Genomic DNA, 26,327 nt, shown 5'->3' with positions numbered 1-26,327 from the left:
CCCTCACCACCCACCGCCCCACCGCCCCACAGCCGAGGAGCACCACCATGACCACCCACCACCCCCTCGCGATCATCGGCGCCGGACTCGGCGGCCTCACCCTGGCCCGCGTCCTGCACCTGCACGGGATCGAGGCGGCCGTCTTCGACCTCGACGCCTCACGGACCGCCCGCGACCAGGGCGGCATGCTCGATCTGCACGTGGAATCCGGCCAGGCCGCCCTGCGCGCGGCCGGACTCCACGAGGCGTTCCGCGCCCTCGTGCTCCCCGGCGGCCAGGCCATGCGGATCCTCGACAGCGGCGCGGCCGTCCACCTCGAACACGCCGACGAGCAGGACGGCGAGGACCGCGGCCGTCCCGAGGTGCACCGTTCCGCGCTGCGCGACCTGCTCCTCGACTCGCTCCCCGCGGGAACGGTCCGCTGGGGCGCCAAGGCCACCGGCGTACGGGCCCTCGGTGACGGCGTGCACGAGGTGACCCTGGCCGACGGGTCCGTCTTCACCACCGGCCTGCTCATCGGCGCGGACGGCGCTTGGTCGAAGGTCCGCCCGCTGGTCTCGGACGCGCTCCCCCGGTACTGCGGCCTGTCCTTCGCCGAGGCCCACCTGTACGACGCGGACGTACGCCATCCCGCGAGCGCGGCCCTGGTCGGCGGCGGGATGATGTTCGCGCTCGACGAGGGCCTGGGGCTGCTCGCCCACCGGGAGCCGGGAGGCACCGTGCACGTCTACGCCGCCCTGCGGACCGACGAGGACTGGGCCGCCGGATCCGCCCCCGCCACGGAAACCGTCCTGGAGCGGTTCGCCGGATGGGACCCGCGGCTGCGCGCGCTCGTCGCCGCCGGCGACGTCCCGCTCGTGAGCCGGCCGATTCACGCCCTGCCCGTCGGCCACCGCTGGGCCCGCACCCCCCGGGTGACCCTGCTCGGTGACGCGGCGCACCTGATGTCCCCCTTCGCCGGGGAGGGCGCCAACCTGGCCATGCTCGACGGCGCCGAACTGGCCGCGGCCCTGATGGCCCGTCCCGGGGACCCGGAGAGCGCTCTCGCGGCGTACGAAGAGGCCCTGTTCCCGCGCTCCGAAGCGGCCGCGGCCGAGTCCGCGGACAACCTCGACCTGTGCTTCGGAGCCGGGGCGCCGAAGACCCTGGTGGAGCGGATGCTCTCCTACACCGCCTGATCCCGGCCGGGCTGCGCCCGAGCCGGAGCCGGCGCCAGGCGGACCACCGCCGCGCGCCCGGAGCTCCGTAGCACGACCTCACGCGCGCCGGCCACCAAGACGGCGTCGTACGGGCCCAGTTCGGCGGAGCCCGCGACCTCGGCCGTCCCCTCCAGGGCGACGACCAGCAGGCTCTCGCCGGGCCGGACGGCGAGCGCGAGGTCGCCCCGTACGACGGCGGTGTCGGCGCTCACCGCGTCCCGGCGGTACATCACGTTGAAGTTCACCACCGGGCCGGCCAGCAGACGGCAGTCGGTCGGCTCGTCCCCGGGGAACCGCTGGGGCGCGTACCGCCGGTCCACGAGGCGTCGTACCCCGCCGATCGCGAGGTCCATGCCGGCGCCCTCCGCGAGGGTGAGCGTGCGGTCCACGCCGGGGAACACGGAGAAGGCGCCGTCGGCGGTGACCTCGGCGAGGCTGACCCGCCAGCCGAAATCGTCCATCCCGGACCCCTCGGGTCCGGCGGCGATCTCGCGGGTCACTCCCCCGCCGTTCTTCCACCGGGCGGCCGGCCGCCCGGCCGCCCGCAGGATCCGGATCACTGGTTCGCTGGTCATGGCACCCTTCCGGGCCCGGGGAGATCCTTCCCGGGCCCGGTCGAGCGTATCGGGGCGCCTCGGGGCTACGACGGTGCGGGGAGGTCCGTCGGCAGCGCGGCGACCACCATGGCCACGGCCTCGGCCGTACCCGTGGCCTCCCACAGCCGGCCGTCGGGCGTCCGCACCTCGTAGCGGCCGTTGCGCAGCGCCCGGACCAGCGGCAGGTCGAAGCCGATCGGCGCAGTGGCCCGGCCTCCGAAGCGGAGCCAGCACAGGCTGGTTCCCGGCGACAACACGCGCAGCCGGGGTTCGGCGAAGGCGGCTTCGACCAACTCCCCGATCCCGGACGCGTCCCGCACCGCGAGCCGCGCGCGCAGCCGCCGCCACCGCTCCTCGACGGTGTCACCGAGACGGTCGGTCTGGTGTCGCGGCTCGGGGGTGGGTGGTGTCTGCGTCGGCATGCGGTCAAGTCTGCCGCAGGAGACGGGAGGCCGGGCCGGCAGGCGGTCAGCCCACCGCGAGGTCGTCGCCGTAGACCGGGCCCTGGCCGTACCAGCCGTGGAGATAGACGGTGGCCGTGCCGGAGGGGCCGGTGGTGAACGGGACCGTGAGCTTGGTCCAGCCGGTGGAGCTGGTCCAGGCGCTGCCGCTCGCGCCGCCGCGGACGCCGAGGTAGGCGTAACTGCCCTGGACCCAGCCGCTCAGCGTGTACTTGGCGTTCGGGGCGAGGGTGACGGTCTGGGTGCATTCACCGGTCTGCCCGGAGGTGGGCGAGGTCTTCAGGGCGTACGAGCCCCCGTGCACCGGGGTGGAGACCACCGAGGCACCGCTCTCGCAGGTCCACGGCCCGAGCGTGCCGCTCTCCAGACCGCCGTTGGCCAGGCCGGACCCGCCGGGGCCGGGGACGGTGACGGTGAAGGTCGCGGAGCGGCTCAGCGCGCCGGCGGCTCCGGTGACGGTGAACGGGTAGGTTCCGGGCCCGGCCGAGGCGGCGGCGGTGACCGTGAGCTGCGCGGAGCCGCCCGCGGTGACCGAGCCGGGGCTGACCGTGGCGCTCACTCCGGCGGGGGCGCCGGTCACGGTGAGGGCGACGGCCTGGGCGCTGCCCGAGGTGACCGCCGTGCTGATGGTGGCGGTGGTGGAGGTGCCGGGGACCAGTACGGCCGAGCCGGGGGCGACGGAGAGGGAGAAGTCGTCGGCGACCGGTCCGCCGCCGGTGAAGGGGGCGAAGGTGTGGGTGAAGTGCCAGGGGTCCTGCGCGATGCCCGAGCAGGTGTCGGAGCCGCCGGTGCCGGGGCAGCCGCCGTTGTCGCGCTGCAGGGCCCAGAAGGAGAGGGTGTTGATGCCCTTGGCCGTGGCCCAGTTGTAGACGGTGGTGGCGTCGGCCGTGGTGAAGGTCTCGGCGGGGCCGAAGTCGTCGATGCCCGGCATCTCGGTGACGCCGATCATGCCCCAGAGCTGGGCGGGGGTCTTGGCGGGGTAGAGCGTGGCGAGCTGGTTGTAGAGCCCCGTCGCCGCGGTCTGGGTGTCGGCGGCCATGTCGTGGGCGGCGTTGTCGTAGTAGTCGAAGGTCATCAGGTTGACGACGTCGACGCGGGCCCCCGCCGTCTTCGCGCTCTTGAGGACATTGAGTCCGCTGCTCGCGAGACCGCTCGTGGTGGTGGGCAGGGTGTACGAGATCTGCAGCGGGCGGCCGGTCGCGGCGGCCCAGTCCTGGAGCTTCTTGATGGCCTGGTTGCGGCGGTCGACGGCCGCCTTGTTCGTCAGGGACTTGTCCTCGATGTCCATGTCGAGGCGGCTGACGTCGTAGGTCGTGACCACCTTCTGGTAGGCGGCGGCGATCGCGTCCACGCTGGTGCAGCTGTCGGCGATCTCGGTGCCGCCGTGGTCGGCCGCGTAGCCGCCGAAGGAGGGGATGACGTCCCCGCCGCGCGAGCGGATGGTGGTGAAGTCGGCGCCGAAGACGGAGGCGTCGACCGGCTGGGCCGTGGAGCCGTTCCAGTACGGGGTGCAGGACCCCTTGGCCTCGGTCTGCACGAAGGCCATGGTCAGGTACGTGGCTCCGGAGGCCTGGGCCAGTTCGGCCGGGCTGTCGGAGGAGTAGGCCTCGAAGTAGGGCGCGAAGACGTGTGCGGGTAACGGGGTGGCGGCGTGGGCGGCGGCGCCGGACCCGACGACGAGGCCGGCGGAGGCCACGGCCGTGGTGAAGGCCGCGAAAAGGGCATGGAGGTGCCTGGGACGTCTCAACTGGGCTCCCGGTGGGGCGAAAGCGAAGGACGGACGCCTCATGATTGGTCTGGACCAACCACCGGTCAAGGGTGCGGTCTCATGAACGGGTAAAGCCGCCCCCGGGTCCTGCCGCGTGTGCGGCGGGCCCCGGGGGCGGCTCGGTGGTGGAACCTCACCGGCGGTGCGGTGCGGTGCGATGCGGCGCGCCGCGGACGGATCAGGCGTCGGCCTTCTCGGCCGACGGCAGGGTCGCCTTCGCGGCGGGCTCGGGGTCGGTCTGCGCCGCCCCGCCTCCCGCGGCCACCGGCGCGGCGGCGTCCGTGGCGGCCGCGCGCGGGCCGTGCGCCCCGCGCAGGCCGATTCCGCTGATCACCGCGACCAGGCCGAAGGCCACGGCGCCGATGGCGAAGGTGAGGGTGAAGCCGGATTCGGCCGGCAGCGGGGGAACTCCCGCCGGGAGGTGTTCGATCGTCTTCGAGGCCAGGATGGTGGTCACGATGGCACTGCCGATCGCGCTGCCCGTGGAGCGGGAGATCGAGTTGATGCCGTTGGCGATGCCGCTCTGGTGGTGCGGCACGCTCGCCATGATCACGGCCGGCATGGCCGCGTAGCCGAAGCTGACCGCCGCGCCGACGACGAGGCCGGCGCCGATCACGGAGGCGGTGTGTCCGTGGTCCAGGGCGAGCCAGCCGAAGCCTGCGGCGCCGAGGGCCGAGGCCACGGCCAGTGCGGCGCGCGGCCCGCGGTGGCGGACCAGCTGCCCGCCGATCGGCGAGGCGAGGAGCGAGACGATCGCGCCGGGCAGCAGGAACTCCACGGAGGCGCGCAGGATGGAGGCGTCGAAGCCGTAGCCGGTCAGGGCCTCGGGCATCTGGACGAGGTAGGAGACGCCCAGGAAGTTCGCGAACATGCCGAAGCCGACGAGGATGCCGGCCAGGTTGGCCATCAGGACCGGACGGTGGACGAACATCTTCATGTCGACGAGGGGCTCGCGGACCTTGAGCTCGGTGAACACCCAGACGGCGGTCATGACGACGGCGCCGGCGAAGCTGCCCAGCGTGCGGCCGGAGGCCCAGCCCCACTCGTGACCCTGCGAGATCGGCAGCAGGAGGAGCAGCAGGGCGATGCCCAGGGTGAGCGCGCCGAGGAAGTCCGTACGTCCGCCGGTCTTGTGCTTGGTCGCCGGGACCAGGAACACGACGGCGAGCAGGGCGATCACGGCGAAGCCGGTGGCCATCCAGAAGGCGTTGCGGTAGTCGGCGTCGGCGCCGGAGGTCAGCAGGCCGGTGGCGACGAGCGCGAGGCCGCTGCCGAACGCGAGGGTGCCGCTGACCAGGGCCATCGCACCGGGGAGCTTCTGCGGGCGGACCTCTTCGCGCAGTACGGAGAGGGCGAGCGGGAAGATCGCGGTGGCGGCGCCCTGCAGGACGCGGCCGAGGAGGAGCAGCGGGAGCGAGGACGCCAGCGCCGCGATGACGGAGCCCGCGACCATGACGCCGAGTACGGCCACCAGCGTCGGCTTCTTGCCGTGCTGGTCGCCGAAGCGGCCGAGCAGCGGGGTGAAGACGGCGGCGGACAGCAGGGTGGCGGTGGTCACCCAGCTGACGTTGGCGGTGGTGGTGCCGAGATCGCTGCGGATCAGCCCGAGGATCGGGACCGGCAGCGTCTGCATCATCGACACGACCATGGCGGCCAGGCTCAGGGCGAAGACGATGACCGTCTCGTTCCGGTGGCCGCCGGCCTGGGTGGTGGCGGAGGGAGTGGTGCTCATGGCAGGGAAGACCTTCTCAGTGCTTCAGATCGCAGATGTTTGACGTCATCAAGTACTTCGACTCCAGTAGACGGTAGACCTCAATAGTTAAGGTGGTCAAGTAAAAGGTTGCCCATGTAAAGCACTTTGAGTACGCTCCGAGCATGAGCGCCACCACCCCCCACGCCATCCCGACCAAGCTGGAGCTGCTGGAGCTGCTCGCGGCGATCGGCACCGCCCAGTGGCGGGACTTCGCGGCGGCCGCCGCACACCACGGCCTCACCTCCACCCAGGCGAAGGTCCTCGCCCAGCTGAACGGCCCGCTGCCGATGCGCGGCCTCGCCACCCTGCTGGTCTGCGACGCCTCGAACGTGACCGGCATCGTGGACCGGCTGGAGGCCCGCGAGCTGGTGCGCCGCGAGCCCGACCCCGCGGACCGGCGCGTCAAGAACGTCGTGGCCACGGACGCGGGCCGCGAGGTGATCCGCCGGGTGCGCGAGGAGATGCAGGCCACGCACGGCGCCCTCGACATCCTGGACGACACCGAGCGCGCGACGCTCCACGCCCTGCTCGAGCGGCTGCGCCCGACCCTGGAGAAGGACGCCTGAGGCCGGTCCGGAGCCGCCTCGCGCGAACGCGTTGGCCAGGGGAAACACCACCTGACAGACTGCAACGGCTTCAGAACAATCCAGGAGGACGCATGTCAGAAGAATCAGACACCCCGCAGAACGAATCGCCGGCCGAGGAGGCCAAGCGCAAGTTCAAGGAGGCCCTGGAGCGGAACGCCGCCAATGCCCAGTCGCAGCAGGCACACCAGAGCCGGGCGAAGATCCAGGGCGCCGGCGGAAACCCCGGGGGCAAGAACAAGAAGGTCCGTCGCAAGACCGGCTGACCGCCGCGGCGTCGCGTTGCCGCGCCGCCGCCCCGCCGTACCCGACGGGGTCCGGGACCCGCACACGGTCCGGATCCGGTCGGGGCGGCACCTCCACAAACATCCCCACAGGCACCCCACCGGCGCACAGGGCGCGAACCCGGGGCGCACGCGCACGGCCGCACCCGGGGCAGGGGATCCGCCCGCCGGTCGCTCCCGTCGGCGTTGGGTCAATCAGCCGACGCCGGACCGCACCTGTGGGGTGCAAGGTTGAGCCACTCGGGTGATGGGTGATAACCCCCGGTGTCCACGGCAGTTGAGCAGCTCGTCCCGCCGAGGGCAGCTATCTCATGCGACAGTGCGACAGAAGAAGGATCTCCCACATGCTCAAGAAGTTCATGGCCACCGCAGCCGCCACCGCCGCCGTTCTGGGTGCCGGTGCCGCCGTAGCCTCCCCGGCGATGGCGATCGGCAACGACAACGGCGTCAACACGGTCAACGGCAACGGCTCCTCGCAGGTCTTCGGAAACCAGGAGACCGACGGCGCCATGAGCCCGCAGCTGTCCGCCATCCAGGGCTCCGTGAACAAGCTCTGCGTCGGCCTGCCCGCGAAGGTCAACGCCCAGTCGATCCTGGCGCTGATCAACGTCGGCGTCCAGGACATCCCGATCGCGTCCAACCCGCAGAACCAGCAGTGCGCCGAGAACTCCACCCAGGCCAAGGGTGACGAGACCGCCTCGCACATCCTGGACAACATCCCGGTCCTCTCCGGCAACCTCTCCGCCGGTAGCTGATCCTCAACGGAGCGCCGGTGCACTGCCCTTCGGGGCGGCGCACCGGCGCTTCGTTTTGGTCTAGACCTTGACAGGTCCAGACCATCCTCGCTTCAGTGGGCGCAGTTGTCCGTTGCCCCCCCACGGCGACACGGCGACTCCCCCCACCGAAGGAGAACTTCCGTGATCCGCACCCTGCGCCGCCGCGCACTGTCGCTGGCCGCCACCGCCACCGTCACCCTCGGCATCGCGATCGCCCTCCCCTCCTCCCCCGCCGCCGCGGCTCCCGCCTGCGCCGGCGCGTGGGCGACCTCCGCCGTCTACACCGGCGGCGCGACCGCCTCGTACGGCGGCCACAACTGGCTGGCCAAGTGGTGGACCCAGGGCGAGACCCCCGGCACCACCGGCCAGTGGGGCGTCTGGTCGGACCAGGGCGTCTGCGGCGGGGGTGGAACCCCGAACCCGGACCCGACCACCCCCAACCCGTCCGGATTCGTGGTCAGCGAGGCCCAGTTCAACCAGATGTTCCCGAACCGGAACCCGTTCTACACCTACAACGGACTGGTCGCGGCCCTGTCGGCCTACCCCGCCTTCGCCACCACCGGCGACGACACCGTCAAGCGGCGCGAAGCGGCCGCCTTCCTGGCCAACGTCTCGCACGAGACCGGCGGGCTGGTCCACATCGTCGAGCAGAACACCGCCAACTATCCGCACTACTGCGACGCGAACCAGCCCTACGGCTGTCCCGCCGGGCAGGCCGCGTACTACGGCCGCGGGCCCATCCAGCTGAGCTGGAACTACAACTACAAGGCGGCGGGCGACGCCCTGGGCATCAACCTCCTGGCCAACCCGTACCTCGTGGAGCAGGACCCGGCCGTCGCGATGAAGACGGCCCTCTGGTACTGGAACACGCAGAACGGCCCGGGCACCATGACCGCCCACGCCGCCATGGTCAACGGCGCGGGCTTCGGCGAGACCATCCGCTCCATCAACGGCGCCCTGGAGTGCAACGGCGGCAACCCGGCGCAGGTGCAGAGCCGGATCAACTCCTACCAGGGCTTCGTCCAGATCCTCGGCGTGACCCCGGGGAACAACCTGAGCTGCTAGTCGGCGCCGGTCAGCGCACGCGCAGCGTGGTGGCCAGCTGCGCCCGGGAGCGGACGTCGAGCTTCTGGTAGATCCGGGTCAGCCTGGCCTCCACGGTCTTCACGCTGACGAAGAGCTTCGCGGCCGCCTCCTGGTTGCTGGCGCCCTGGGCCACCAGCACCGCGAGGCGGGTCTCCGCCTCCGTGAGGGCGGCGAGCGGCCGGGCCCCGCCGCCACCGCTCTCGCCCCCGGACGGGGAAGGCTCCCGGGCGAGCTCCGCCCACGGGGTGGCGCCGGCCCGGGCGAAGGCCTCGGCGGCCGCCGCCAGGGCGGCGCGGGCCGGCGCGCGCCGGCGGCGGCGGCGCTCCACCCGGGCGAGGGCGAGCAGCGTACGGGCCCGCTCCAGGGGCAGTTCGAGGCCGGCGAAGCGCTCGGCGGTGTCCTCCAGCAGGGCGACGGCCGCCTCGGCCTCGCCGTGCGCGGACAGGCACAGCCCCCGGGCCCGGTCGAGGGCGGCGATCACGCTGGTGCGGCCGAGCCCGAGGGCCGTCGTACGGACCCGGGCCTGCAGCTCGGCGGCTTCGTCGGGCGCGTCGGCGGCGACCAGGGCTTCGGCCAGTTCTCCGTGCCAGCGCAGGATCGAGGGGTCGACCACCTGCTGGGCCGCCTCCAGTTCGGCCACCCGGCGCAGGGTGGCGACGGCCTTCGCGGCCTCGCCCGTGGCCAGCTCGACCAGGCCGAGCACGTACAGGCCGCGGGACAGGAAGATCTGGTCGTGCTCCTCCTCGGAGGCCTGGATCCCGCGCCGGGCGTATCCGGCGGCGCGCGGGAAGCCGCCGCCCATGGCCTCGGCCATCGCGGCGACGTACCAGGCGGGGCCGGGCGAGAGCCCCGCCTCCACGGTCAGCCGCAGGGCGTCGCGGGCGTGCGCCGTGGCGGCCGCGCACCTGCCCCGGCGCAGCTCCACTTCGGTGAGGCTGCGCAGGACTTCGAAGACGTCCTCGGCGGAGCCGGTGCGCCGCACCGCGGGCAGCAGGACGAGGAGCTGGCGTCCGGCGTCGGCGAGCCGGTCGTCGAAGAGCGCGTGGCGGACGGCGAGGTACTGCGGGGCGTTGCGCATGCCGAGCGGCACGTCGGGAGCGGGCAGGGCGAGGGCCTCGGCGAGGATCTCCTCGGCGTCCGGATCGCCGAGGATGCGGCCCATCCGGGCCCGCACGGTCAGCGCCATGGCCTCCGCGACCTGGTCGCCCCCACTGCGGGCCAGTACGCCGGCCTGCGCCGCGGCGTCCCGGGACAGGACGGGGTCCCCGTCGCTGAGGTTGTGCTTCCAGGCGAGCCTCAGCCGGATGGCGGCCTGCAGGGCGGGGTCTCCCTCGGCGTCGGCCACGGCGTGCGCGAAGGTCTCGTCGAGGGAGCCCAGGGCCTGCCCCTCCGCGTCGATGACGGCGAGGCGCGCCCGCACCCGGTCCGCGGGCGAGGCGTCGCGGGCGAGCACGGCGCGGGTGGCGCGGCGGGCCAGGTCGGCGCGGCCGGCCCAGCCCGCGTCCTCGGCGGCGCCGACGAGCCGGGCGAGTTCCTCGGCGGGCAGGTGGCCCGGGGTCCGGTCTGCGGCGAGCAGCCCGAGCTCGGCGGCCTGGGCCCGCTGGCCCCGGCGTCTGCAGGAAGCGGCGGCCTCGGTGATCTCGGCGGCGAGCACCTCGTCGGGGGCGTCCACGGCCAGCGCGCGGTGGCGTACGGCCTGGACCGGATCGTCGACGGCGGCGGCCAGCGCGGCGTGTCCGGCGGCGCGTTCGGGCCAGCCCGCGTCGGCGGCCAGCGCCGTCGGCAGGGCCCCGGCGATGAACCGGATGGTGCCGTCCTCCTCCACGGTGAGCAGCGCGGCCCGTTCGGCCACGGCGAGCTCGGCCTCCGCGTCGGGCCGGCCCGCCCGGCGCAGCAGCGCGGTGGTGGGTCGGGCGGCGAGGGCGGCGAACAGCAGGGTGCGCCGGGCCTGGGCGGGGACGACGCCGAGCAGACGGCGGGCCACCTCGCGGGCCTGGCCGGAGACGGGCAGCGGATCGGCGTGGTGGGCGCCGCCCTCGCGGGAGCCGGCGGCTTCGGCGAGGGAGTGGCCCAGGGCCAGGGCGAGGCGCGGGTTGCCTCCGCTGGCCTGGTGGATCCGGCCGGCGAGGCGGGCCGGGAGCCCGCGGCGCACCAGCAGTTCGGCGACCTCGTCGGTGCCGAGCGGGGGGACCCGTATCTGCGGGGTGTCCGGTCCGCAGAGGGGCTCGCAGAGCGGGGCTCCGCCCTGGACGCACTCGGCGGCGAGGACCCGGACCCGGGGCGGGGTCAGGCGCAGGGCGAAGCGGAGCAGGTCGGTGCTCTCCGCGTCGAGCCACTGGGCGTTGTCGAGGGCGAGCAGGACGGGTCCGCGGGCGGCGAGGGTGCGCAGCACCTCGACGACGGCGAGGCGCAGGGCGACGTGGTCCCGCCCGGCCCGTGGCGCGTCGGCTTCGCGGCGCAGGAGGGCGATGGCGGTGCGCTGCGGTCCGGAGAGGCTGTCCAGCGCGGCGGCGGGCACGGAGGCGAGGAGGGCGGCGGCGGAGGCTTCGGGGATCCACCGGTCGGTCGCTCCGGGAGCGAGGCCCAGCACGGTCTCGTGACGCAGGGCGGCGGCTGCGGTGAGGGCGCGCAGCACCTCGGTCTTGCCGGAGCCCGCGGGTCCGGTGAGCAGGACGCGTCCGTGCGTGGTCAGCGCGCGGTCGACCGCCTTGATCAGTTCGCCGTGTCCGACGGGCGGGTGTCCGCCCGTCGTGTCAGCGTGCCCCGTCGCCACCCCCACGCACAGCCACCAGCCTCTCGCTCGCCCGCTCCTGTGGCCTTCCTGTGAGACGCGACAATACGAGGTCGGATGCCCGGCGGGCCCGGATTGTGACGCAGATTCCAGTCACGTGACAGGAAAACCCGCCGGACCTGCCGATACGTGGGGTATCGGCCGGTCCGGCGGGCTCGTTTGGTCCGTACTATCGCACCGTCAGGGGTGTTTCGGGTGCGGCCGGGACCGGGCTCAGAAGCCGAGGCTCCAGGAGTCGATCTTGCCGGTGTCGCCACCGGCGTTGTCGTTCACGCGCAGCTTCCAGGTGCCGTTCGCGACCTCGGAGGAGGCGTTGACGGTGTAGGTCTGGTTGATGTTGTCGGCGCTGCCGCCGGCGCGGTTGTGGAGCGTGTACACGGTGCCGTCGGGGGCGACCAGATCGACCTTGAGGTCACCGATGTAGGTGTGGACGATGTTCACGCCGACCTTCAGGGTGGCCGGGGCGTTGCCGGTGACCCCGCTGACGGTGAGGGGGCTGTCCACCGTGGCGTTGTCGGCGATGGCGAAGTCCGCGGTGTTCTCGAAGAACGGGGTGGTGGGCGTGGAGGTCACGGCCGCCACGGTCGCGGCGGCGTCGGCGAGACCGGTGCCGCAGCCGCCGGTGCAGGTGCCGGCCAGCGGACGGGCGTTCGTCTTGATGGCCGACTCGACCTGCGCCGGGGTGAGCGAGGGCTTGGCGGCGACGACGAGCGCGGCGAGACCCGCGATGTGCGGGGCGGCCATGCTGGTGCCCTGGTACGGCTTGTAGATCTCGGCGCCGGGGGTGGTGGCGCCGTCGTTCAGGGTGGAGAGGATGCCGTTCTCCGGGGTGGTGACGGTGCCGGGCGTGTCGGTGGCGCGGCGGGTCTCACCGCCCGGGGCGGACACGTCGATGATCGTGCCGTAGTTGGAGTAGAAGGAGCGGTCTCCGGTGCGGTTGGTGGAGGCCACGTTGATCACGTTGTTGCAGCTGGCGGGCGAGAAGCCGGACGCGTTCGCGTTGCTGTTGCCCGCGGCCACCACGACGGTGGTGCCACGGCCGACGGCCGCGTTGATCGCGTTCTGGTAGGTCGCGGTGCAGGCGCCCGAGCCGCCGAGCGACATGTTGATGACCTTGGCGGGGGTGGCGTTCGCCGGGATGCCCGAGACGGAGCCGCCGGAGGCCCAGGTGATGGCGTCGACGATGTCCGAGGTGGCGCCGCCGCACTTGCCGAGCACGCGGACGGGCTGGATCTTCGCGCCGTACGCGATGCCCGCGACGCCCTTGGAGTTGCCGGTGGCGGCCGCGATGGTGCCGGCCACGTGGGTGCCGTGCCAGGAGGAGTTGCTGGCCGTCGAGCCGGTGCCGCATTCGCCGGCGGCGCTCCAGTCGCCCTGGTCGGCCGGGTTGTTGTCACGGCCGTTCCCGTCGCGGGCGGCGGTGGAGCTGGAGATGAAGTCGTAGCCGGCCACGACGTTCGGGGCCACGTCGGAGTGGGCCACGTAGCCGGTGTCGATCACGGCGACCGTGACGCCGGAACCGGTGGTCGTGTCCCAGGCCGCCGGAACGTTCATGCCCGCGGTGGGCTCGAAGAGGTCCCACTGCTTGGCGTACTCGGTGTCGTTGGGGGTGACGGCGAGTGCGTAGGCGCGGGAGTCGGGCTCGACGTAGGCGACGTCGGGGTCGGCGCGGAACTGGGCCATGACGGCGGCCGCGTCGGCCGGGGTACCGAGGGTGACGAGGGCGGCTCCGGTGCCGAGGCGGCGCTCGAACTTCGCCTTCTTCGAGGCCTTCTTGCCCTTGGCCGCCACGTCGGCGGCGGCGGCGGAGTTGGAACCGGCCTCGGCGGCCGTGGTCTTGTACCCGACGATGAGGTTCTCGGCGGGGGCCGCGGCGGTGGGGGCGCCGGCGGCCTGCAGGGTCTGCGAGCCGGGGGCGGGGTCCGCGGCGGTCAGCGCCAGGGAGGTGGTGGCGGTGCCGGCGAGCAGGGTGACGGACATCGCCACCACGGATATGAGCCTGCGTCGTCTGGATGCGTGCACGGTGTTCCCTTTCGCGGGCCGCCACAGAACGCGCCGGGGCGGCCGGTTGGTGCAGTGTGGGAGGTTGACCGGCGGCGGCGGGGCCGGATCGGGCTGGTCAGGCCCGCCCGGCCACCGCTGCTGCACACCACGTCGTCGCCGGCCGCGGCGTCGGGGCCGGGCGACCGTGGCACCGGCGAAGGACCGACCCTCCAGCTTCACGCCATGTGGGGTGGGCGCGGGGACTGTTCGGAACGGGGAGGATCGCCGGTGGGCAGACAGTAGGCAAACCGGCCATGAACGCGATACGGGGAAAACCCTTGTCCGCACCCTGCGGGGGCCGTCGTAGGGTGGCCACAGCCCCCGGCGGGCCGCCGGCGAACTGCCGTCCGGGACGGGGAGAACAGGAGGTCGGGAACGTGACAGAGCTCTACCCGCCGCTCGAGCCCTACGACCGGGGGATGCTCGACGTCGGTGACGGGAACGCCGTCTACTGGGAGGTCTGCGGCAATCCGGACGGGAAGCCCGCGCTCGTGGTCCACGGCGGTCCGGGGTCGGGGTGCACCGAGAACGCCCGTCGGCTCTTCGATCCGGCACGCTACCGGGTGGTCCTGTTCGACCAGCGGGGCTGCGGCCGCAGCACCCCGCACGCGAGCGATCCGGCGACCGACATGCGGCACAACACCACCGGCCACCTGGTCGCCGACATGGAGCGGCTGCGCGAACACCTCGGCATCGACCGCTGGCTGCTGTACGGCGGCTCGTGGGGCTCCACCCTGATCCTGGCGTACGCCGAGCGGCACCCGGAGCGGGTCTCCGAGATCGTCATCGCGGCCGTCACCACCACCCGGCGCTCGGAGATCGACTGGCTCTACCGCGGCGCCGGCCGGTTCTTCCCCGAGCAGTGGGAGCGCTTCGTCGCCGGATCCGGCGTCGCGCGGGGCGGCGACCTCGTCGGGGCCTACGCGCGCCTGGCCGCCGATCCCGACGAGGAGGTGCGGGCGAAGGCCACGGCGGACTGGTGCGCCTGGGAGGACGCGGTGCTGTCCGGCGAGACGAAGGGCGCCTCCCAGCCGTACACCGGCCGGCCGCCCGCGGCCCGGATCGCCCTCGTCCGCATCTGCTCGCACTACTTCGCGCACGGTGCGTGGCTGGAGGAGGGCGAACTGCTGCGCGGTGCCCACCGGCTGGCCGGGATCCCAGGCGTCTTGATCCACGGCCGGCTCGACATGGCCGGCCCCCTCGGCACGGCCTGGGAACTGTTCCGTGCCTGGCCCGGCGCGGAGTTGACCGTGGTGGAGGAGGCTGGACACACGGGTGGATCGACCACCCTGGACCATGTGCTCGGCGCCCTCGACCGGTTCGCGGACCCCGACCGGCTCGCGGCCGGCGACCGGCTCGCGGCCGGCGGCTGAGACGCGCCCCCGGGGCCGGGCGGGTCAGGCGTCCGGCCGGTCCGCCGGCGGGTTGAGCCGCCGGAAGTACGTCCAGCTGGTCTCGTTCGGCTCCGTCCACTTCTCGGGGGCGTGGGCGAACTCCGGGTGGCGGGCCGCGATGTACGCGCGGGTCCGCTCCGGGACCTCCGCGTAGGAGGCGAGCTTGCGGCCGCGGCAGTGGAAGGTGAGCCCGCCGGGGCGCGGTCCCTGTTCCATCCAGGGCAGCCAGGGGGACATCCGGGTCCAGGACATGGTGGACGGGACGCTGGGCTCGTCGGTGGCCAGGACCGAGGCGGGGGCGAAGAACTGGAAGAGCTCCAGGGCCCGGTAGGTGTCGTCGGCCGAGTTCGCCGGGTACTGGGCCACGGGCAGCGGGGAGGGGTACGCGAGCGGGATCTCCAGGCTGAAGCAGACCTGGTCGCCGAGGTCGGTCATGGGGACCGGGAAGGGACGCCACTTCTGGTTCGCGGGGTCGTTCCAGACGTGGACCACCGGCTTGTCCTCCCAGGTCTCCAGGATCTCGCGGGTCAGCGGATCCAGGTAGAACGCGGCCTCCCGGGTCAGGAGCTGGTAGGTCCCCGGCGTCTCGTCCTCCACCAGCCGGGCCACGTTGAGGCCTTCGAACCCGAAGAGGCGCCGGTAGGGCTCGCCGGGAGCCCAGGCGTGGACGTCGCCGGTCCACCAGAGGGTGACCTCGGCTCCGTCGAGGGAGGCGCGGGTACGGGCGAGGGCCGACAGGAGCTGTTCGGGTGTCATACCGGACAACTCTGCGCGGTCGGCCCGGACCGGGCAAGAACGGGACCGGCCATGCGGGGACCTGGGGCGGCCCGGCGGCCGTCCGGGGTGACCTCGCGGCCGTCCGGGGTGGCCTCGCGCTGGCCTGGGTGGCCGCGCGGCCGTCCGGCGGTGGCCAGGCCGGCGGAAATGCCTTTCCGCCGCCCGGTCCGGACGATCTAGTCTTCGGCCCATGCCTTCGACACTTCGCCTCCTGATCCTCATCACCACCCTCCCGGGCCGCGGCCGGGAGCAGCGGGAGGCCTACGAGCGCCTCGCGCCGGTCGTCCGCGCCGAGGAGGGCTGCCTCCGCTACGACATGCATCCGGTGAGCGGCGATCCGGACCGGTTCACGCTCATCGAGGAGTGGTCCTCACGGGCGGCCCTCGCCGCGCACGACGCCACCCCGCACATGATCGCGGCGGACGCGGCGAGCCCCGCGTTCCGCGCGGGACCCGCGGAGGTGATCGAGCTCGACGCGGCGCTGTAGGCCTGAACGGGGGCCCTGCCGGGCTGTACCGCGGCCCCGCCGCCCCGCGGCCCCGCCGCCCCGGGCCGGTGCCCCGCCGGAAGGTTTCGTCCCGTGCGCGCCCCGGTCTCAGCGTGGGTGTGTGCCCGGGCCGAGGAGCTGGATCTCGCGGGCGGCGCGCGGGGAGTGGACGCCCCGGTTGAGGGCTTCGGCGTACCGCAGTTCGGCCGCGGCCTCGCGCTCCCGGCCGCCGAGCCGGTACAGCCGGGCCCGTTCCACATGGGTGAGCATGATCGCGCGTTCCTGCTGGGCGGGGCGGGAGGCCAGCGAGGCGTCCAGGGCGGCATGGGCCGCGGGGTGGTCCCCGAGCAGGCCGAGGACGACCGCGCGCTTGAACTCCAGGGCGGCCGGCCGGTAGGTGTGGAAGGGGTCCGGCCCGCCCACCGCCGCTCCCTGCGCCAGGTCGGCGGCGTCGAGCCAGGCGAGGGCCTGCGCCCGGTCCCCCAGGGCCGCGTGCACCTGGGCCGCCTGGGCGGCGACGAAGGCCCGTACGGCGTCGGGGGCGCGCGGGGCGATCTCCAGTGCCTGGCGTACGTAGGAGAGCGCGACGGCCGGCTGGTTCTGGTCGAGGGCGTCCTGGCTGAGCATGCGCAGGGCGATGGCCTGGGTGGAGGGCTCCCCCGCCAGCTCGGCGAGGGAGGCGGCCCGGCTCAGGGTCCGCCGCGCCTCGGTGAAGGAGCACTGGTCGGCGTAGCTGCGGGCCAGGAGGAGCACCGTGCGCGCCGCGTGGCCGATCTCCAGGGCGGACAGGGAGCCTTCGTCCCCGGGGGCGGTCAGGGCCGTACGGAAGGTGCTCTGGAGGTACGCGAGGAGTACGGGCGCGGTGGCGTCCCCGCCGAGGGCGTCGACCTGGCCGGTGAAGAAGCTCTCGGCGGCCAGGCGCAGTTCGGTGTGGGACAGGGCCGGGACCTGGCCGGCGTCGGGCCCGGGGCCGGGGGCCGGGCCCGGGGCCGGGTCCGGGCCTGGGCCCGGGTCTGCGTCGCCGCCTCCGGTGTCGCCGCCCTCGGCCGCCCCGCCGGCGCGGGCGGCCCCGGACGGGGCTCCGGCAGCGGCTCCGGCGCGCTCGCGCTGTCCGGGGACCCGGGGCGCCTCGCCGACGCCCCCGCGGGGCCTGCGGTGCGGGTGCAGACCGGGCACGGTGGCGAGGAGTTCAGCCGCCAGGGCGTGCGGTCCGGGAGCCGGATCGCCACCGGACGGGTCGGAGCCCGGATGGTCCGCGCCGGTGCGGTGCGTGCCGGTCGGGTGCGTGCCGGTCGGGCTCGTGCCCGTGCTGCTCGTGATGGTGCGGTGCAGACCCGCCCGGTGCATGCCGATGTCGGCCGGGCCCACGGGCCGGTCCAGCCGGGCGGCGAGGATCTCGCAGAGGAGGCCGGGCACGGGATCGCGCGGGGTGCTGCCGCGCAGCCAGTGGGCGACCGAGGTCCGGTCGTACCCGGTGGTGAGGCCGGTCGCCCGCGCGCGCGTGTTGAGCCGCCGGGCCAGGGCTTCGTAGGTCCAGCCGGTTTCCCTGATCAGGCGGTGCAGGAGGTGGTTGGCAGCGGGCACGGCGGTGTTCCCTCCTTGCGATGCGGGTCGCGCGAGAAGGCTGCTTTGCCGTAGGAACGGCCAAACGGGGGCAAAGGTTGCGGTCCCCGAGCAGCGGGCCCCGCGCGCGCGACACCTTCGACGGATCCCGGCGCTCCGGCCGGGCGGCGGCGGCCGACCGCCCTGCGGACGCCCGGTTGACGCGGGCGGGGCTCGGCGGCAACCGTGACCCGCATGGGGAACGAACGCCGACTGCTCACGCTGCTGATCTGCCTGGTCCTGGGCGGCGGGCTGACCGCCGCCGTGCTGGGCGCCGCGCGCGCGGGCGGTCCGCGCCCGCCGGCGGCCGGGGCCGGTCCCGTGCCCGCCGACTTCGTGGACTTCCGGGAGGTCCCGCCCGGGCCCGCCGAGCCCCCCGCCGCCGGTCCACAGGCCTCCGCGGGCCGGGTTTCGGTGGATTGCGGCCGCAACGCGGAAGCCCACTACAACGAGGACAACCTCGTCGTCTCCCCGGGACTGCGCTCCGGCGCCCATCACACGCACGGCTACGTCGGGAACCTGTCCACGGACGCCTTCTCCACCGAGGCCTCCCTGGACGCGGCCGCCACCAGCTGCGCGGGCGGGGACCGTTCCACGTACTACTGGCCGGTGTTGCGCCGCACGGACCGGCCGGGCGACCGGCCGCACGAGGGAACCGCGGGGCACGGCAACACGGGCACGATCCTGCCGGAGGCCGCGGTGTCCGTGGAGTTCCTCGGCAGCCCGGTGAGCAAGGTGGTGGCGATGCCCCGGTTCCTGCGAGCGATGACCGGTGACGCGGTGGCCCTCACCGCGGACTCCGACGAGGACGTACGGGCGAGCTGGGGCTGTTCGGGCGCCCCCGACCGCTCCACCACCCGCTATCCCCGCTGCCCTCGGGGCGAGCGCCTCACCCGTACGCTCACCTTCCCGAGCTGCTGGAACGGCCTGGACACCACCGCCCCCGGGCACCGTTCGCACCTGCGCTTCCCGGCGGCGAACGGGGTCTGTCCCCGGGACACCTTCCCCGTGCCGCGCCTGCGGATCTCCCTCGCCTACGAGGTGCCCGCGGGGGCGCCCCTCGCCCTGGACTCCTTCCCCGAGCAGCGGCACAGCCCCAAGACCGACCACGGGATGTTCGTGAACGTGATGACAGGCCCACGGATGGAGGAGGTCGTGGACTGCCTCAACCAGGGCCGCACCTGCCGCACCTGAGCGGTCCGTGCCCGATCGGCTCCCGGGTGACGCAGGTCACGTGAACCCGGCGGCCGTGCGTGGCGTGTTGTGACCGCACCACGTAAGCGAGGAAGACGGAGAGGGTGAGATGGCCGGACCACTGTGGCCCCGCACTCGGCGGGGCTCGACCGACGAGGCATTGATCAAGTCCGTGTACGAGGAGCACGGTCACGCCCTGCTCGCGTACGCGACCCGGCTGACCGGGGACCGTGCCACGGCCGAGGACGTCGTACAGGAGACCCTCATCAGGGCCTGGCGCCACTCCGAGGTCCTGGTGAACGGGAAGGGTTCCGTACGCGGCTGGCTGCTCACAGTGGCCCGCAACATCATCACCGACCGGTACCGGGCCAAGGCGGCCCGGCCGCCGGAGGTGTCGGGATCGCCGGCCGATGCGCCGGTGGAGGCGGACCACGCCGACGCGGTCGTGGACACGATGACCGTCCTGGGCGCCCTGGACCGGCTGTCGCCGGAACACCGCGACGTGCTGACGGAGTTGTACTACCGCCAGCAGAGCGTCGCCGAGGCCGCGGACACCCTCGGCATCCCGGCCGGCACGGTGAAATCGCGCTCGCACTACGCGCTCAAGGCGCTCAGAGAAGTCTTCAGGGACAGCACACGCACGGGCGGCCCGTCTCCGCGGCCCGGCGGACTGCAGGAGGTGGTGGCATGAACGGGCAGCGGCACGAGGAGGAACTGCTCGGCCCGTACGTACTCGGCGTCCTGGACGACGCGGAGGTCCGCCGGGTCGAGGAACACGTGGACGGCTGCGTTCAGTGCCGTCAGGAGGTGACGGCTTTGCGCGAGATGGAGACGGCGCTGGGCGAGGTACCCCCCGAGGCGTTCCTCGACGGTCCGCCGCAGGGCGGTGACCTGCTGCTGCAGCGCACCCTGCGCCAGATGCGCCAGGAGGTCGACGGAGCGCGCCGGCGCCGGACCACCCTCACGGGGCTGGCCGTGGCGGCCTCGCTGACCGCCGTGTTCTGGGCCGGCACGCAGCTGGGCGGGGACAACGTCACGGTCGAGGCCCGGCCGCTGCCGACGGTCTCGGCCACGCCCCCGCCGCCCGCGGCGGGGACCAAGGTGGCCTCCGCGACCGATGCGGGCACGGGCGCGCGGATGACCGTACAGGTGACGCCCGCGGCCAAGTGGGTGAGGGTCCACGCCGCGGTGACGGGGATCCGGGCGGGCGAGCGCTGCCGCATCGTCGTGGTCTCCCGGGACGGTACGCGCACCACCGCGGGCGGCTGGGTGGTGGGCACCGCGGAGCACGGCGAGGGCAAGGGCGCGGCGCTGGACGGCTCGGCGGCGGTGGACCCGGCGGACGTCCGGGCCGTCCTGGTGGAGAACGAGTCGGGCACGCCGTTCGTCTCGGTACCGATGCCCGCGTAACGGAGCGCGCGCGGGCCGCCGAACGCGCCCGAACGCGACGGAGCCCGGGAGCGCGTACGGCTCCCGGGCTCCCCCCGCCCACGGTCCTGCGGTCCTGGTCCTGGTCCTGGTCCCGCAGTCCCGCGGTCGGAACCGGTGCCCCGCCCCCTCCTGCACCGGGAGGGCGGGGCACCGGCGGTCAGGCCAGGCGGACCGGGAGGTGGAAGAGGTCGTTCTGGGTGAGGATCGGCTTGTTGCGGAGCTCCGTCGGCGGGACGGCCAGGGTGAGGTCCGGGAAGCGGGCGTAGAGCGCCGGGAGTGCCACCAGGGCCTCCAGGCGGGACAGGGCCGCGCCGGGGCACACGTGGGGGCCGTGGCCGAAGGAGATGTGCCGGTTCGGGGTGCGGGCGGCGTCGAACTCCCCCGCCGTCTCGCCGAACTGGGCCTCGTCGCGGCCGAGCGCGCCGAAGGAGACGATCAGGCCCTCGCCCTTGGGCAGGATCCGGTCACCGACCTCCACGTCCTCGGTGGCGAAGCGGATCAGGACGTGCGAGGTGGGGCTGGACCAGCGCAGGGTCTCCTCGATGACGTTCTCCCAGGAGACCTCGCCCTTGAGGACCAGGTCGCGCTGTTCCGGGTGGGTCTCCAGGGCGACGACCGCGTTGACGATCAGGCTGATGGTGGTCTCGTGACCGGCGGCGACGATCAGCTGGAGGGTGTTGGTGATCTCCTCGGTGGTGAGGTGGTCACCGTCCTCCGAGGCCTCGATGAGGGCGCTGGTGAGGTCGTCGCCCGGGTTCTCGCGCTTGGCCTCGACGATGCGGGAGAAGAGCGCGCCGAGGTCCGCCATCATCTGCGGCACCTCCTCGGGCAGCGTCTGCGTCGAGAAGAACTTCTCGAACAGCGCCTTCAGACGCGGGTGTTCCTCGGCGTCGACGCCCATCAGGTCGCTGATGACGTTCATCGGCAGCGGGTACGCGAACTGCGCCTTGAGGTCGACGGTCTCACCGGCCGGGAGTGCGGCCAGCTTGTCCAGCATCCCGGTGGTGAGCGCCTCGATGCCGGCGCGCAGCTTCTCGACCCGGCGCACGGTCAGGGCCTGCGCGACCAGGGTGCGCAGCCGGCGGTGGTCCTCGCCGTCCACGGTGAGCATCGAGCGGCCGGGGTTGGCGAGGCCGATCAGCGGCCAGTCCATCGGGATCTCGCCGCGCTGCCAGGCGCCCCACACGTCGATGTCCTTGACGATCCGGGGATCGGTGAGCAGCTTGCGAGCCTCGGCGTGGTGCGTGACGGCGTACACCGACACGTCTCCGGGGAGGACCACCTGGACCAGGGGACCCGCGGCGCGCAGCGCGGCACTCTCGGCTTCCAGGTCGGCGACGAAGGGGTCCAGGACGATGGCCGCGGGGCCGGAGTGGTCGATCGGGCACGTCATCGGGTCGCTCCAAGGGCGGGGGTCGGGGTGTAGGTCACGGGAAGGGTGGTGAGGCCGCGGAGCCAGGGCGAGGGGCGGCGGGCCAGGTCCCCGGCGGGTACGGCGAGGTCCACGTCGGGCAGCCGGTCGAGGAGCACCTCGATGCCGGTGCGCGCGATGACCTCGGCGACCTCCTGCGCGGGGAAGGGGCAGCGGTGTTCGCCGTGCCCGAAGGAGAAGAAGGCGTTGTTGCCGCCGGTCAGCTCGCCGGCGTCGGTGCGCACGTGCGGGTCCGTGTTGGCGGCGCCGATGCCGAGCAGGACGAGGTCCCCGCCGGCGATGCGCTGTCCGCCCAGGTGGGTGTCGCGCGAGGTCCAGCGGCCGGCCACGTTCTGGGTGGGGGTGTCCTCCCACAGCACCTCGTTCATGGCCTCGCCGACACTGTGCCGGCCGCCCGCGAGGGAGGCGGCGAAGCGGTCGTCGGTGAGCATGAGGCGCAGGGAGTTGCCGATCCAGTCGGCGGTGGGCTGGTGGCCCGCGGCCATCATGACCATGAGGTCCTGCGCGACCTCCTCCACGGTGAAGCCGGAGCGGTTGGCGAGCATCCGCGAGACCACGTCGGGTCCGGGCTCGGCGAGTTTGGCGGAGAGCAGCGCGAACATCGACTCGGCGAGGTGCTGTTGGCCCTCCAGGGCGCCCGCCCGCCCGTTGATCATGTCGTTCATGGCGCGCACGAGTCCGGGACCCTGTGCGTCGGAGAACCCGTAGAGGCGGGCGAGGACGCGCAGCGGGAGCAGCATCGCGTACTCCCCCACGATGTCGCAGGAACCCTTGCCGCACAGTTCGTCGATCAGCTCGTCGGCGAACCGCTCGGCGTGTCCCTTGAGTTCGAAGGGGTCGACGGCTTCGAGGGCCTCGGAGATGACGGCGGCCCGCTCGCGGTGGCGTTCGCCGACCGTGTAGAGGATCGACGGCTGGCGCCGGCCGATCATCGGGAGCAGCGGCCAGTCGGCGGGGATGCGCTCCCACTGGTTCCACAGCTCGGAGTCCCGGGAGAAGAGCACGGGGTCACTGGTGACCTGGTGCAGTTCGCGGTAGCCGAGGACCAGCCAGGCCGGTACGTCCCCGTCGAGGACGACCGGGGCGACGGCGCCGTGGTCGCGCCGCATCTCGCGGTACAGCTCGGCGGGGTCGGTCTGGAACCGGGGGCCGCCGAGATAGACGGGCTGGTGCTCGGGGGCGGCGGGGCAGGTCACGGGGTGGGCTCCGGGGTCTGGGACAGGGGGCTCTGCTGAAGACTCGGCCGGTCGCTCGACAGCGCGGCCGTCTGGAGGTGCTGGACGAGGGAGATCAGGACCTGCTTGCTGGACTCCCGGGAGCGGGCGTCGCAGAACACCAGCGGGATGGCGTCGGGCAGGTCCAGGGCGGCGCGGATCTGCTCCCGGGTGTGCTCGGGGCCGCCGAAGTCGTTGCAGGCCACGACGAAGGGCGTGCCGTGGTGTTCGAGCCGGTCGATGGCGTACCAGGAGTCCGCCAGGCGCCGGGTGTCGACGAGGACGACCGCGCCGAGGGTGCCGGAGAACAGCCGGTCCCACAGGAACCAGAAGCGCTCCTGGCCGGGGGCGCCGAACAGGTAGAGCACGTTGCGGGCGTCGAGGGTGATGCGCCCGAAGTCGAAGGCCACCGTGGTGGCGCTCTTCCCGGCGATCCCGTGGGTGTCGTCCACGGCCTCGCCGGCCTTGGTCATGGTCTCTTCGGTGTTCAGCGGGCGGATCTCGCTGACCGAGCGGACCATCGTGGTCTTGCCGACGCCGAAACCGCCCACGATGACGATCTTCAGCCCGTTGTCGGCCGTACTGCGCAGTGCCTGGCGGGGCCGAGCCGGTTCGGTGGCCCGGTACTCGCCGGCCGGGTACTCGGTGGCCCGGTACTCGGCGGCCGGGGTCGGCGACGCGGCTTCGGGGATCGTCGCGTCAGAGATTGCGGAGTCCAACGAGCACCTGCTCCAGGATGTCGGGGTCGGTAAAGCTGTACGCCGAGTTCGCCGTACGCGGGTGCCGGGCGCGGATCCGTCCGGTGGCGAGCAGGTCGGCCAGCAGGATCCGTACGATCGACACCGGCAGTGCCAGCTCGGCCGCGATCTCCACGACGGCCGTCGGGAACTGGCACATGCGCAGGATCGCGGCGTGCTCGGACTGCATGCCGGGCACCGGATCGCTTTCGGCGACGACCAGGGTGACCAGGTCGAAGACATCGGATCCGGAGCGGCTGCGGCCACCGGTGAGGGTGTACAGCCGGTCCGGCGAATCGTCCCGGCCCGGCCGGGTCCGGCTCATCCCCGGGGCCTGGCGATGAGGTGTTCGCCGAGCTGCTCGACCAGTTCGGACATGTTGTGACCGACCAGCCCGGCGTCGGCGTCCTCGCCCGCGACGAGTGCCAGGTGCGCCCCCTCGCCGGCCTCGACGATGAACAGGATCCCGCCGTAGAACTCGGCCATCGCAGAGCGGACTCCGCCGGTGCCGTCGCCGAACTCGATGGACGCCCCGTGGGACAGGCTCTGGATGCCGGCGGCGATCGCGGCGAGCTGGTCGGCCTGGTCGACGGAGAGCTCGGGCGTGCGGCACAGCTTGAGGCCGTCGCGGGAGAGCACGAGGGCGTGGCGGGCGCCCGGTGTGCGCTCCAGGAGGCCTTCCAGGAGCCAGTTGAGCGTCTCGTCGGTGGTGAAGCCGGTCATGATCGCGTGTTGCCTTCCGGGTCTGTGGTGTGCGCGGGCTGCTGCTCTTCGCCGGGGCCGCCCGGGGCTCCGGCGTCTGCCGCGCCCGGTGTCGCGGTGCCTCGTACGGCCTGGCGGAAGCTGCCGAACCGTGCGGCCGACCGGGACGCGCCGCCGGGGGCGGAGCCGGTGGCCGGGGCCGTACGGGGATCGGTGCCCGCGCCGTCGGCGCCCTCGGGGTGGGCGGCGGCCAGGGTCCGGCCGCGACGGCGCTGGGGCAGGCCGCTGTCCCCGAAGTGCGGGTGCTCGCCGGTGGATTCGGAGTCGGCGCCTTCCCCGGTGCCGGTGCCGGTGCCGGCTGCGCCGGGGACCGCGGTCCCGCCGTCCACCGCCGTACGGTCCTGCGCGCGGACGGTGTCTTCCTGACCGGCGGCGGTGTCGTGCACGGCCTCGGGCTCGGGCCCGGCCCCGGCGGGAGCCGCGGACCCGGCGGGGGCCTGCGGCGCGACCGGGGCCGACCGCTGCGCCGGGACGGCGAGCGGCGCGGCGGGGGTTTCGGCGGGCGTGCGGCTGATCAGCTCCTGCGGGAGCATCATCAGGGCGCCCGTACCGCCGCGGGCGGAGGGCCGGAAGGAGACGGTCAGCCCGTGCTTGCGGGCGAGCCGGCCGACGACGGCGAGGCCGAGCCGGGTGCCGGACAGTCCGGCCAGGTCCAGGGAGGCGGCGGTCACGGCCTGCTCGGCGCGGCGCAGCTGGACCTCGCTCATGACGAGGCCGCTGTCCTCGACGGTGATGACGATCCCGGACGGCACCTCCTCCACGTAGACGTGGACCTCGGCGGTCGGCGGGGAGAAGTTGGCGGCGTTGTCGAGGAGTTCGGCGAGTGCGTGCATGACGCCCTCGGCCGCGTGCCCGGCGACGGCGGCGTCGCTGGTGGAGTGGAGCCTGACCCGCTGGTAGCCGCCGATGCGGCCCATCGCGCCGCGCAGGATCGACTCCATGACGATGGGCTTGGCCCAGCGGCGGCCCGAACGGGCCCCGGTGAGCACGGCGATGGAGTCGGCGAGGCGGCCGGCCTGGGCGGTGCGGTGGTCGAGGTGGAGCAGGTCGCCGAGGACGTCCTCGTCGGCGTGCCGGTGCTCCATGTCGCGCAGGTCGGCGAGCATGCCGGTGGCCAGCGCCTGCATGCGTCCGGCGGCGTTGGCGGCCGCGGCCATGGCGGCGGCCCGGCCCGACTCGGCTCGGCGCAGCTCCGCGCCGAGCCGTTCGCGGGAGGTGTTCTGGGCGGCGGCCAGTCCGTCGAGTTCGGCGGAGTGCGCGCCCGTCAGGTGCTCCAGCGCGGCGGCGTGGTCGGCGGTCAGCCGGTCCAGTACCGCGGCGTGTTCGCCGGTGAGGCGGGAGCGTTCGGCGGTGTGCGCGGCCGCGTCACGGGTCGCGTCGGCGATCAGCCGGGCGATGTGCCCGTCACGGGCGGCCAGTTCGGCGCCCAGTGCGGTGATCCGGCCGCGCTGGACCCGGGAGGTGCGCAGGCACCAGGTCACGGCGAAGGCCGATACCGCTAGCAAGAGGACGCCCGCGCCGGCGAACCAGCCGAGGGCGGTGGCGATGGACGACGGGGCCGCGGCCACCGCCGCCGTGGTGAGCGCGCCGCCGGCGACTGCGGTGATCAGCAGGGCCAGCGCGGAGGGGCGAAGGGGGGAGGGCGACGCCGTCATCAATCAAAGCCTCATACCGGGCGTAAATGGAGGAGAAGGTTCCTGGCAACGAGGCATCACTATAGGAGAGTTGTTGATCGATTTGGGCAGCCTCTGACAAGTTTTCCGCTCAACCGCGACCGGTAAGGGTCCTTCTGTCGCCCTTTGGCCGGAAGGGAAATCGCGAGCTCACGCCACCCGGCCCACCCGCGTCTCGGTGGCCGGACGGCGACCGGGCGGAATCCGGCCGGATACCGGACGACGGGAGGGCGACCGACGGACGACGGGAGGGCGACGGGCAGACCACCGACGGGCGACGGGA

General features: G+C 73.7%; 24 protein-coding genes. 10 read left to right on the top strand and 14 right to left on the bottom strand.

The annotated features are described in order from the left end of the window. The first annotated feature begins 47 nt into the window (after window positions 1-47). Window positions 48-1,178, top strand: coding sequence for an FAD-dependent oxidoreductase (locus OG730_RS39180; RefSeq protein WP_327308760.1), 1,131 nt, complete (start codon window positions 48-50; stop codon window positions 1,176-1,178). On the opposite strand, the gene OG730_RS39175 is transcribed toward OG730_RS39180, so the two are convergent. From OG730_RS39175 to OG730_RS39160, 4 genes are all read right to left on the bottom strand, one after another. Further along, the gene (locus tag OG730_RS39175; RefSeq protein WP_327308759.1) at window positions 1,166-1,774 is read right to left on the bottom strand and encodes a HutD/Ves family protein; all 609 of its coding nucleotides are present in this window, start codon (window positions 1,772-1,774) and stop codon (window positions 1,166-1,168) included. The two genes, OG730_RS39180 and OG730_RS39175, sit on opposite strands and share 13 nt — an antisense overlap. 65 nt (window positions 1,775-1,839) lie before the next feature. Continuing rightward, complete coding sequence (locus tag OG730_RS39170) at window positions 1,840-2,217, bottom strand: DUF6193 family natural product biosynthesis protein (RefSeq protein ID WP_327308758.1); 378 nt, start codon at window positions 2,215-2,217, stop codon at window positions 1,840-1,842. A 46-nt stretch (window positions 2,218-2,263) separates the two neighbouring features. Continuing rightward, entirely contained in the window at window positions 2,264-4,003 is a 1,740-nt protein-coding gene (locus tag OG730_RS39165; protein ID WP_327308757.1) for a glycosyl hydrolase family 18 protein, read from the bottom strand. Window positions 4,004-4,202: 199 nt separating this feature from the next. Next, on the bottom strand, window positions 4,203-5,756 hold the full coding sequence (locus OG730_RS39160) for an MFS transporter (RefSeq protein WP_327308756.1): 1,554 nt from the start codon (window positions 5,754-5,756) through the stop codon (window positions 4,203-4,205). Window positions 5,757-5,899: 143 nt separating this feature from the next. Between OG730_RS39160 and OG730_RS39155 the strand changes: the two genes are divergently transcribed. The 4 genes from OG730_RS39155 to OG730_RS39140 all read left to right on the top strand — a co-directional run bounded on the left by OG730_RS39155 (window position 5,900) and on the right by OG730_RS39140 (window position 8,486). Further along, the gene (locus OG730_RS39155; protein ID WP_327308755.1) at window positions 5,900-6,343 is read left to right on the top strand and encodes a MarR family winged helix-turn-helix transcriptional regulator; all 444 of its coding nucleotides are present in this window, start codon (window positions 5,900-5,902) and stop codon (window positions 6,341-6,343) included. Between the two features lie 92 nt (window positions 6,344-6,435). After that, window positions 6,436-6,627, top strand: a complete 192-nt coding sequence (locus tag OG730_RS39150) for a DUF5302 domain-containing protein (protein WP_243333056.1) — start codon at window positions 6,436-6,438, stop codon at window positions 6,625-6,627. 362 nt (window positions 6,628-6,989) lie between these two features. After that, window positions 6,990-7,400, top strand: a complete 411-nt coding sequence (locus OG730_RS39145) for a rodlin (protein WP_327308754.1) — start codon at window positions 6,990-6,992, stop codon at window positions 7,398-7,400. Between the two features lie 174 nt (window positions 7,401-7,574). Then, complete coding sequence (locus OG730_RS39140) at window positions 7,575-8,486, top strand: glycoside hydrolase family 19 protein (RefSeq protein ID WP_327309594.1); 912 nt, start codon at window positions 7,575-7,577, stop codon at window positions 8,484-8,486. Window positions 8,487-8,496: 10 nt separating this feature from the next. Here OG730_RS39140 and OG730_RS39135 read toward each other — a convergent pair whose 3' ends face one another. Then, window positions 8,497-11,286 carry a helix-turn-helix transcriptional regulator gene (locus OG730_RS39135; protein WP_327308753.1) on the bottom strand — a complete coding sequence of 930 codons (2,790 nt, stop codon included), beginning with the start codon at window positions 11,284-11,286 and terminating at the stop codon, window positions 8,497-8,499. A gap of 225 nt (window positions 11,287-11,511) precedes the next feature. Next, window positions 11,512-13,278 (bottom strand): S8 family peptidase, encoded by a 1,767-nt coding sequence (locus tag OG730_RS39130; RefSeq protein ID WP_327309593.1) that lies wholly within the window; start codon window positions 13,276-13,278, stop codon window positions 11,512-11,514. 440 nt (window positions 13,279-13,718) lie between these two features. On the opposite strand from OG730_RS39130, the gene pip reads away from it, so the two are divergent. Continuing rightward, on the top strand, window positions 13,719-14,714 hold the full coding sequence (gene pip / locus OG730_RS39125; protein WP_327308752.1) for a prolyl aminopeptidase: 996 nt from the start codon (window positions 13,719-13,721) through the stop codon (window positions 14,712-14,714). A gap of 24 nt (window positions 14,715-14,738) precedes the next feature. Here pip and OG730_RS39120 read toward each other — a convergent pair whose 3' ends face one another. Next, window positions 14,739-15,491, bottom strand: coding sequence for a DUF1838 family protein (locus OG730_RS39120; protein ID WP_327308751.1), 753 nt, complete (start codon window positions 15,489-15,491; stop codon window positions 14,739-14,741). Between the two features lie 211 nt (window positions 15,492-15,702). Here OG730_RS39120 and OG730_RS39115 point away from each other — a divergent pair, with 211 nt between their 5' ends. Then, window positions 15,703-15,999: a putative quinol monooxygenase gene (locus tag OG730_RS39115; RefSeq protein WP_327308750.1), complete on the top strand. Its 297-nt coding sequence runs from the start codon at window positions 15,703-15,705 to the stop codon at window positions 15,997-15,999. A 108-nt stretch (window positions 16,000-16,107) separates the two neighbouring features. On the opposite strand, the gene OG730_RS39110 is transcribed toward OG730_RS39115, so the two are convergent. Beyond that, window positions 16,108-17,583, bottom strand: coding sequence for a tetratricopeptide repeat protein (locus OG730_RS39110; RefSeq protein ID WP_327308749.1), 1,476 nt, complete (start codon window positions 17,581-17,583; stop codon window positions 16,108-16,110). Window positions 17,584-17,796: 213 nt separating this feature from the next. Between OG730_RS39110 and OG730_RS39105 the strand changes: the two genes are divergently transcribed. The 3 genes from OG730_RS39105 (at window position 17,797) to OG730_RS39095 (ending at window position 20,205) form a co-directional block, all read left to right on the top strand. Next, complete coding sequence (locus OG730_RS39105) at window positions 17,797-18,795, top strand: DUF1996 domain-containing protein (RefSeq protein WP_327308748.1); 999 nt, start codon at window positions 17,797-17,799, stop codon at window positions 18,793-18,795. 109 nt (window positions 18,796-18,904) lie between these two features. Beyond that, window positions 18,905-19,486: a sigma-70 family RNA polymerase sigma factor gene (locus OG730_RS39100; RefSeq protein WP_327308747.1), complete on the top strand. Its 582-nt coding sequence runs from the start codon at window positions 18,905-18,907 to the stop codon at window positions 19,484-19,486. After that, on the top strand, window positions 19,483-20,205 hold the full coding sequence (locus OG730_RS39095) for a zf-HC2 domain-containing protein (protein WP_327308746.1): 723 nt from the start codon (window positions 19,483-19,485) through the stop codon (window positions 20,203-20,205). The genes OG730_RS39100 and OG730_RS39095 overlap by 4 nt, the downstream gene beginning before the upstream one ends. 178 nt (window positions 20,206-20,383) lie before the next feature. Here OG730_RS39095 and OG730_RS39090 read toward each other — a convergent pair whose 3' ends face one another. The 6 genes from OG730_RS39090 to OG730_RS39065 all read right to left on the bottom strand — a co-directional run bounded on the left by OG730_RS39090 (window position 20,384) and on the right by OG730_RS39065 (window position 26,026). Continuing rightward, the gene (locus tag OG730_RS39090; RefSeq protein ID WP_327308745.1) at window positions 20,384-21,619 is read right to left on the bottom strand and encodes a cytochrome P450 family protein; all 1,236 of its coding nucleotides are present in this window, start codon (window positions 21,617-21,619) and stop codon (window positions 20,384-20,386) included. Next, window positions 21,616-22,854 (bottom strand): cytochrome P450, encoded by a 1,239-nt coding sequence (locus tag OG730_RS39085; protein ID WP_327308744.1) that lies wholly within the window; start codon window positions 22,852-22,854, stop codon window positions 21,616-21,618. Before OG730_RS39085 ends, OG730_RS39090 begins: the two co-directional genes overlap by 4 nt. Continuing rightward, window positions 22,851-23,462, bottom strand: coding sequence for a GTP-binding protein (locus OG730_RS39080; RefSeq protein WP_327309592.1), 612 nt, complete (start codon window positions 23,460-23,462; stop codon window positions 22,851-22,853). The genes OG730_RS39085 and OG730_RS39080 overlap by 4 nt, the downstream gene beginning before the upstream one ends. Before the next feature lie 109 nt (window positions 23,463-23,571). Further along, on the bottom strand, window positions 23,572-23,934 hold the full coding sequence (locus tag OG730_RS39075; protein ID WP_327308743.1) for a DUF742 domain-containing protein: 363 nt from the start codon (window positions 23,932-23,934) through the stop codon (window positions 23,572-23,574). After that, on the bottom strand, window positions 23,931-24,332 hold the full coding sequence (locus OG730_RS39070; protein WP_327250714.1) for a roadblock/LC7 domain-containing protein: 402 nt from the start codon (window positions 24,330-24,332) through the stop codon (window positions 23,931-23,933). The genes OG730_RS39075 and OG730_RS39070 overlap by 4 nt, the downstream gene beginning before the upstream one ends. Further along, window positions 24,329-26,026 carry a sensor histidine kinase gene (locus OG730_RS39065; protein ID WP_327308742.1) on the bottom strand — a complete coding sequence of 566 codons (1,698 nt, stop codon included), beginning with the start codon at window positions 26,024-26,026 and terminating at the stop codon, window positions 24,329-24,331. The genes OG730_RS39070 and OG730_RS39065 overlap by 4 nt, the downstream gene beginning before the upstream one ends. Window positions 26,027-26,327 lie beyond the last annotated feature (301 nt).

Source organism: Streptomyces sp. NBC_01298, assembly GCF_035978755.1.
Taxonomy (GTDB): domain Bacteria; phylum Actinomycetota; class Actinomycetes; order Streptomycetales; family Streptomycetaceae; genus Streptomyces.
This window is presented reverse-complemented; position numbering and strand designations above follow the sequence as displayed.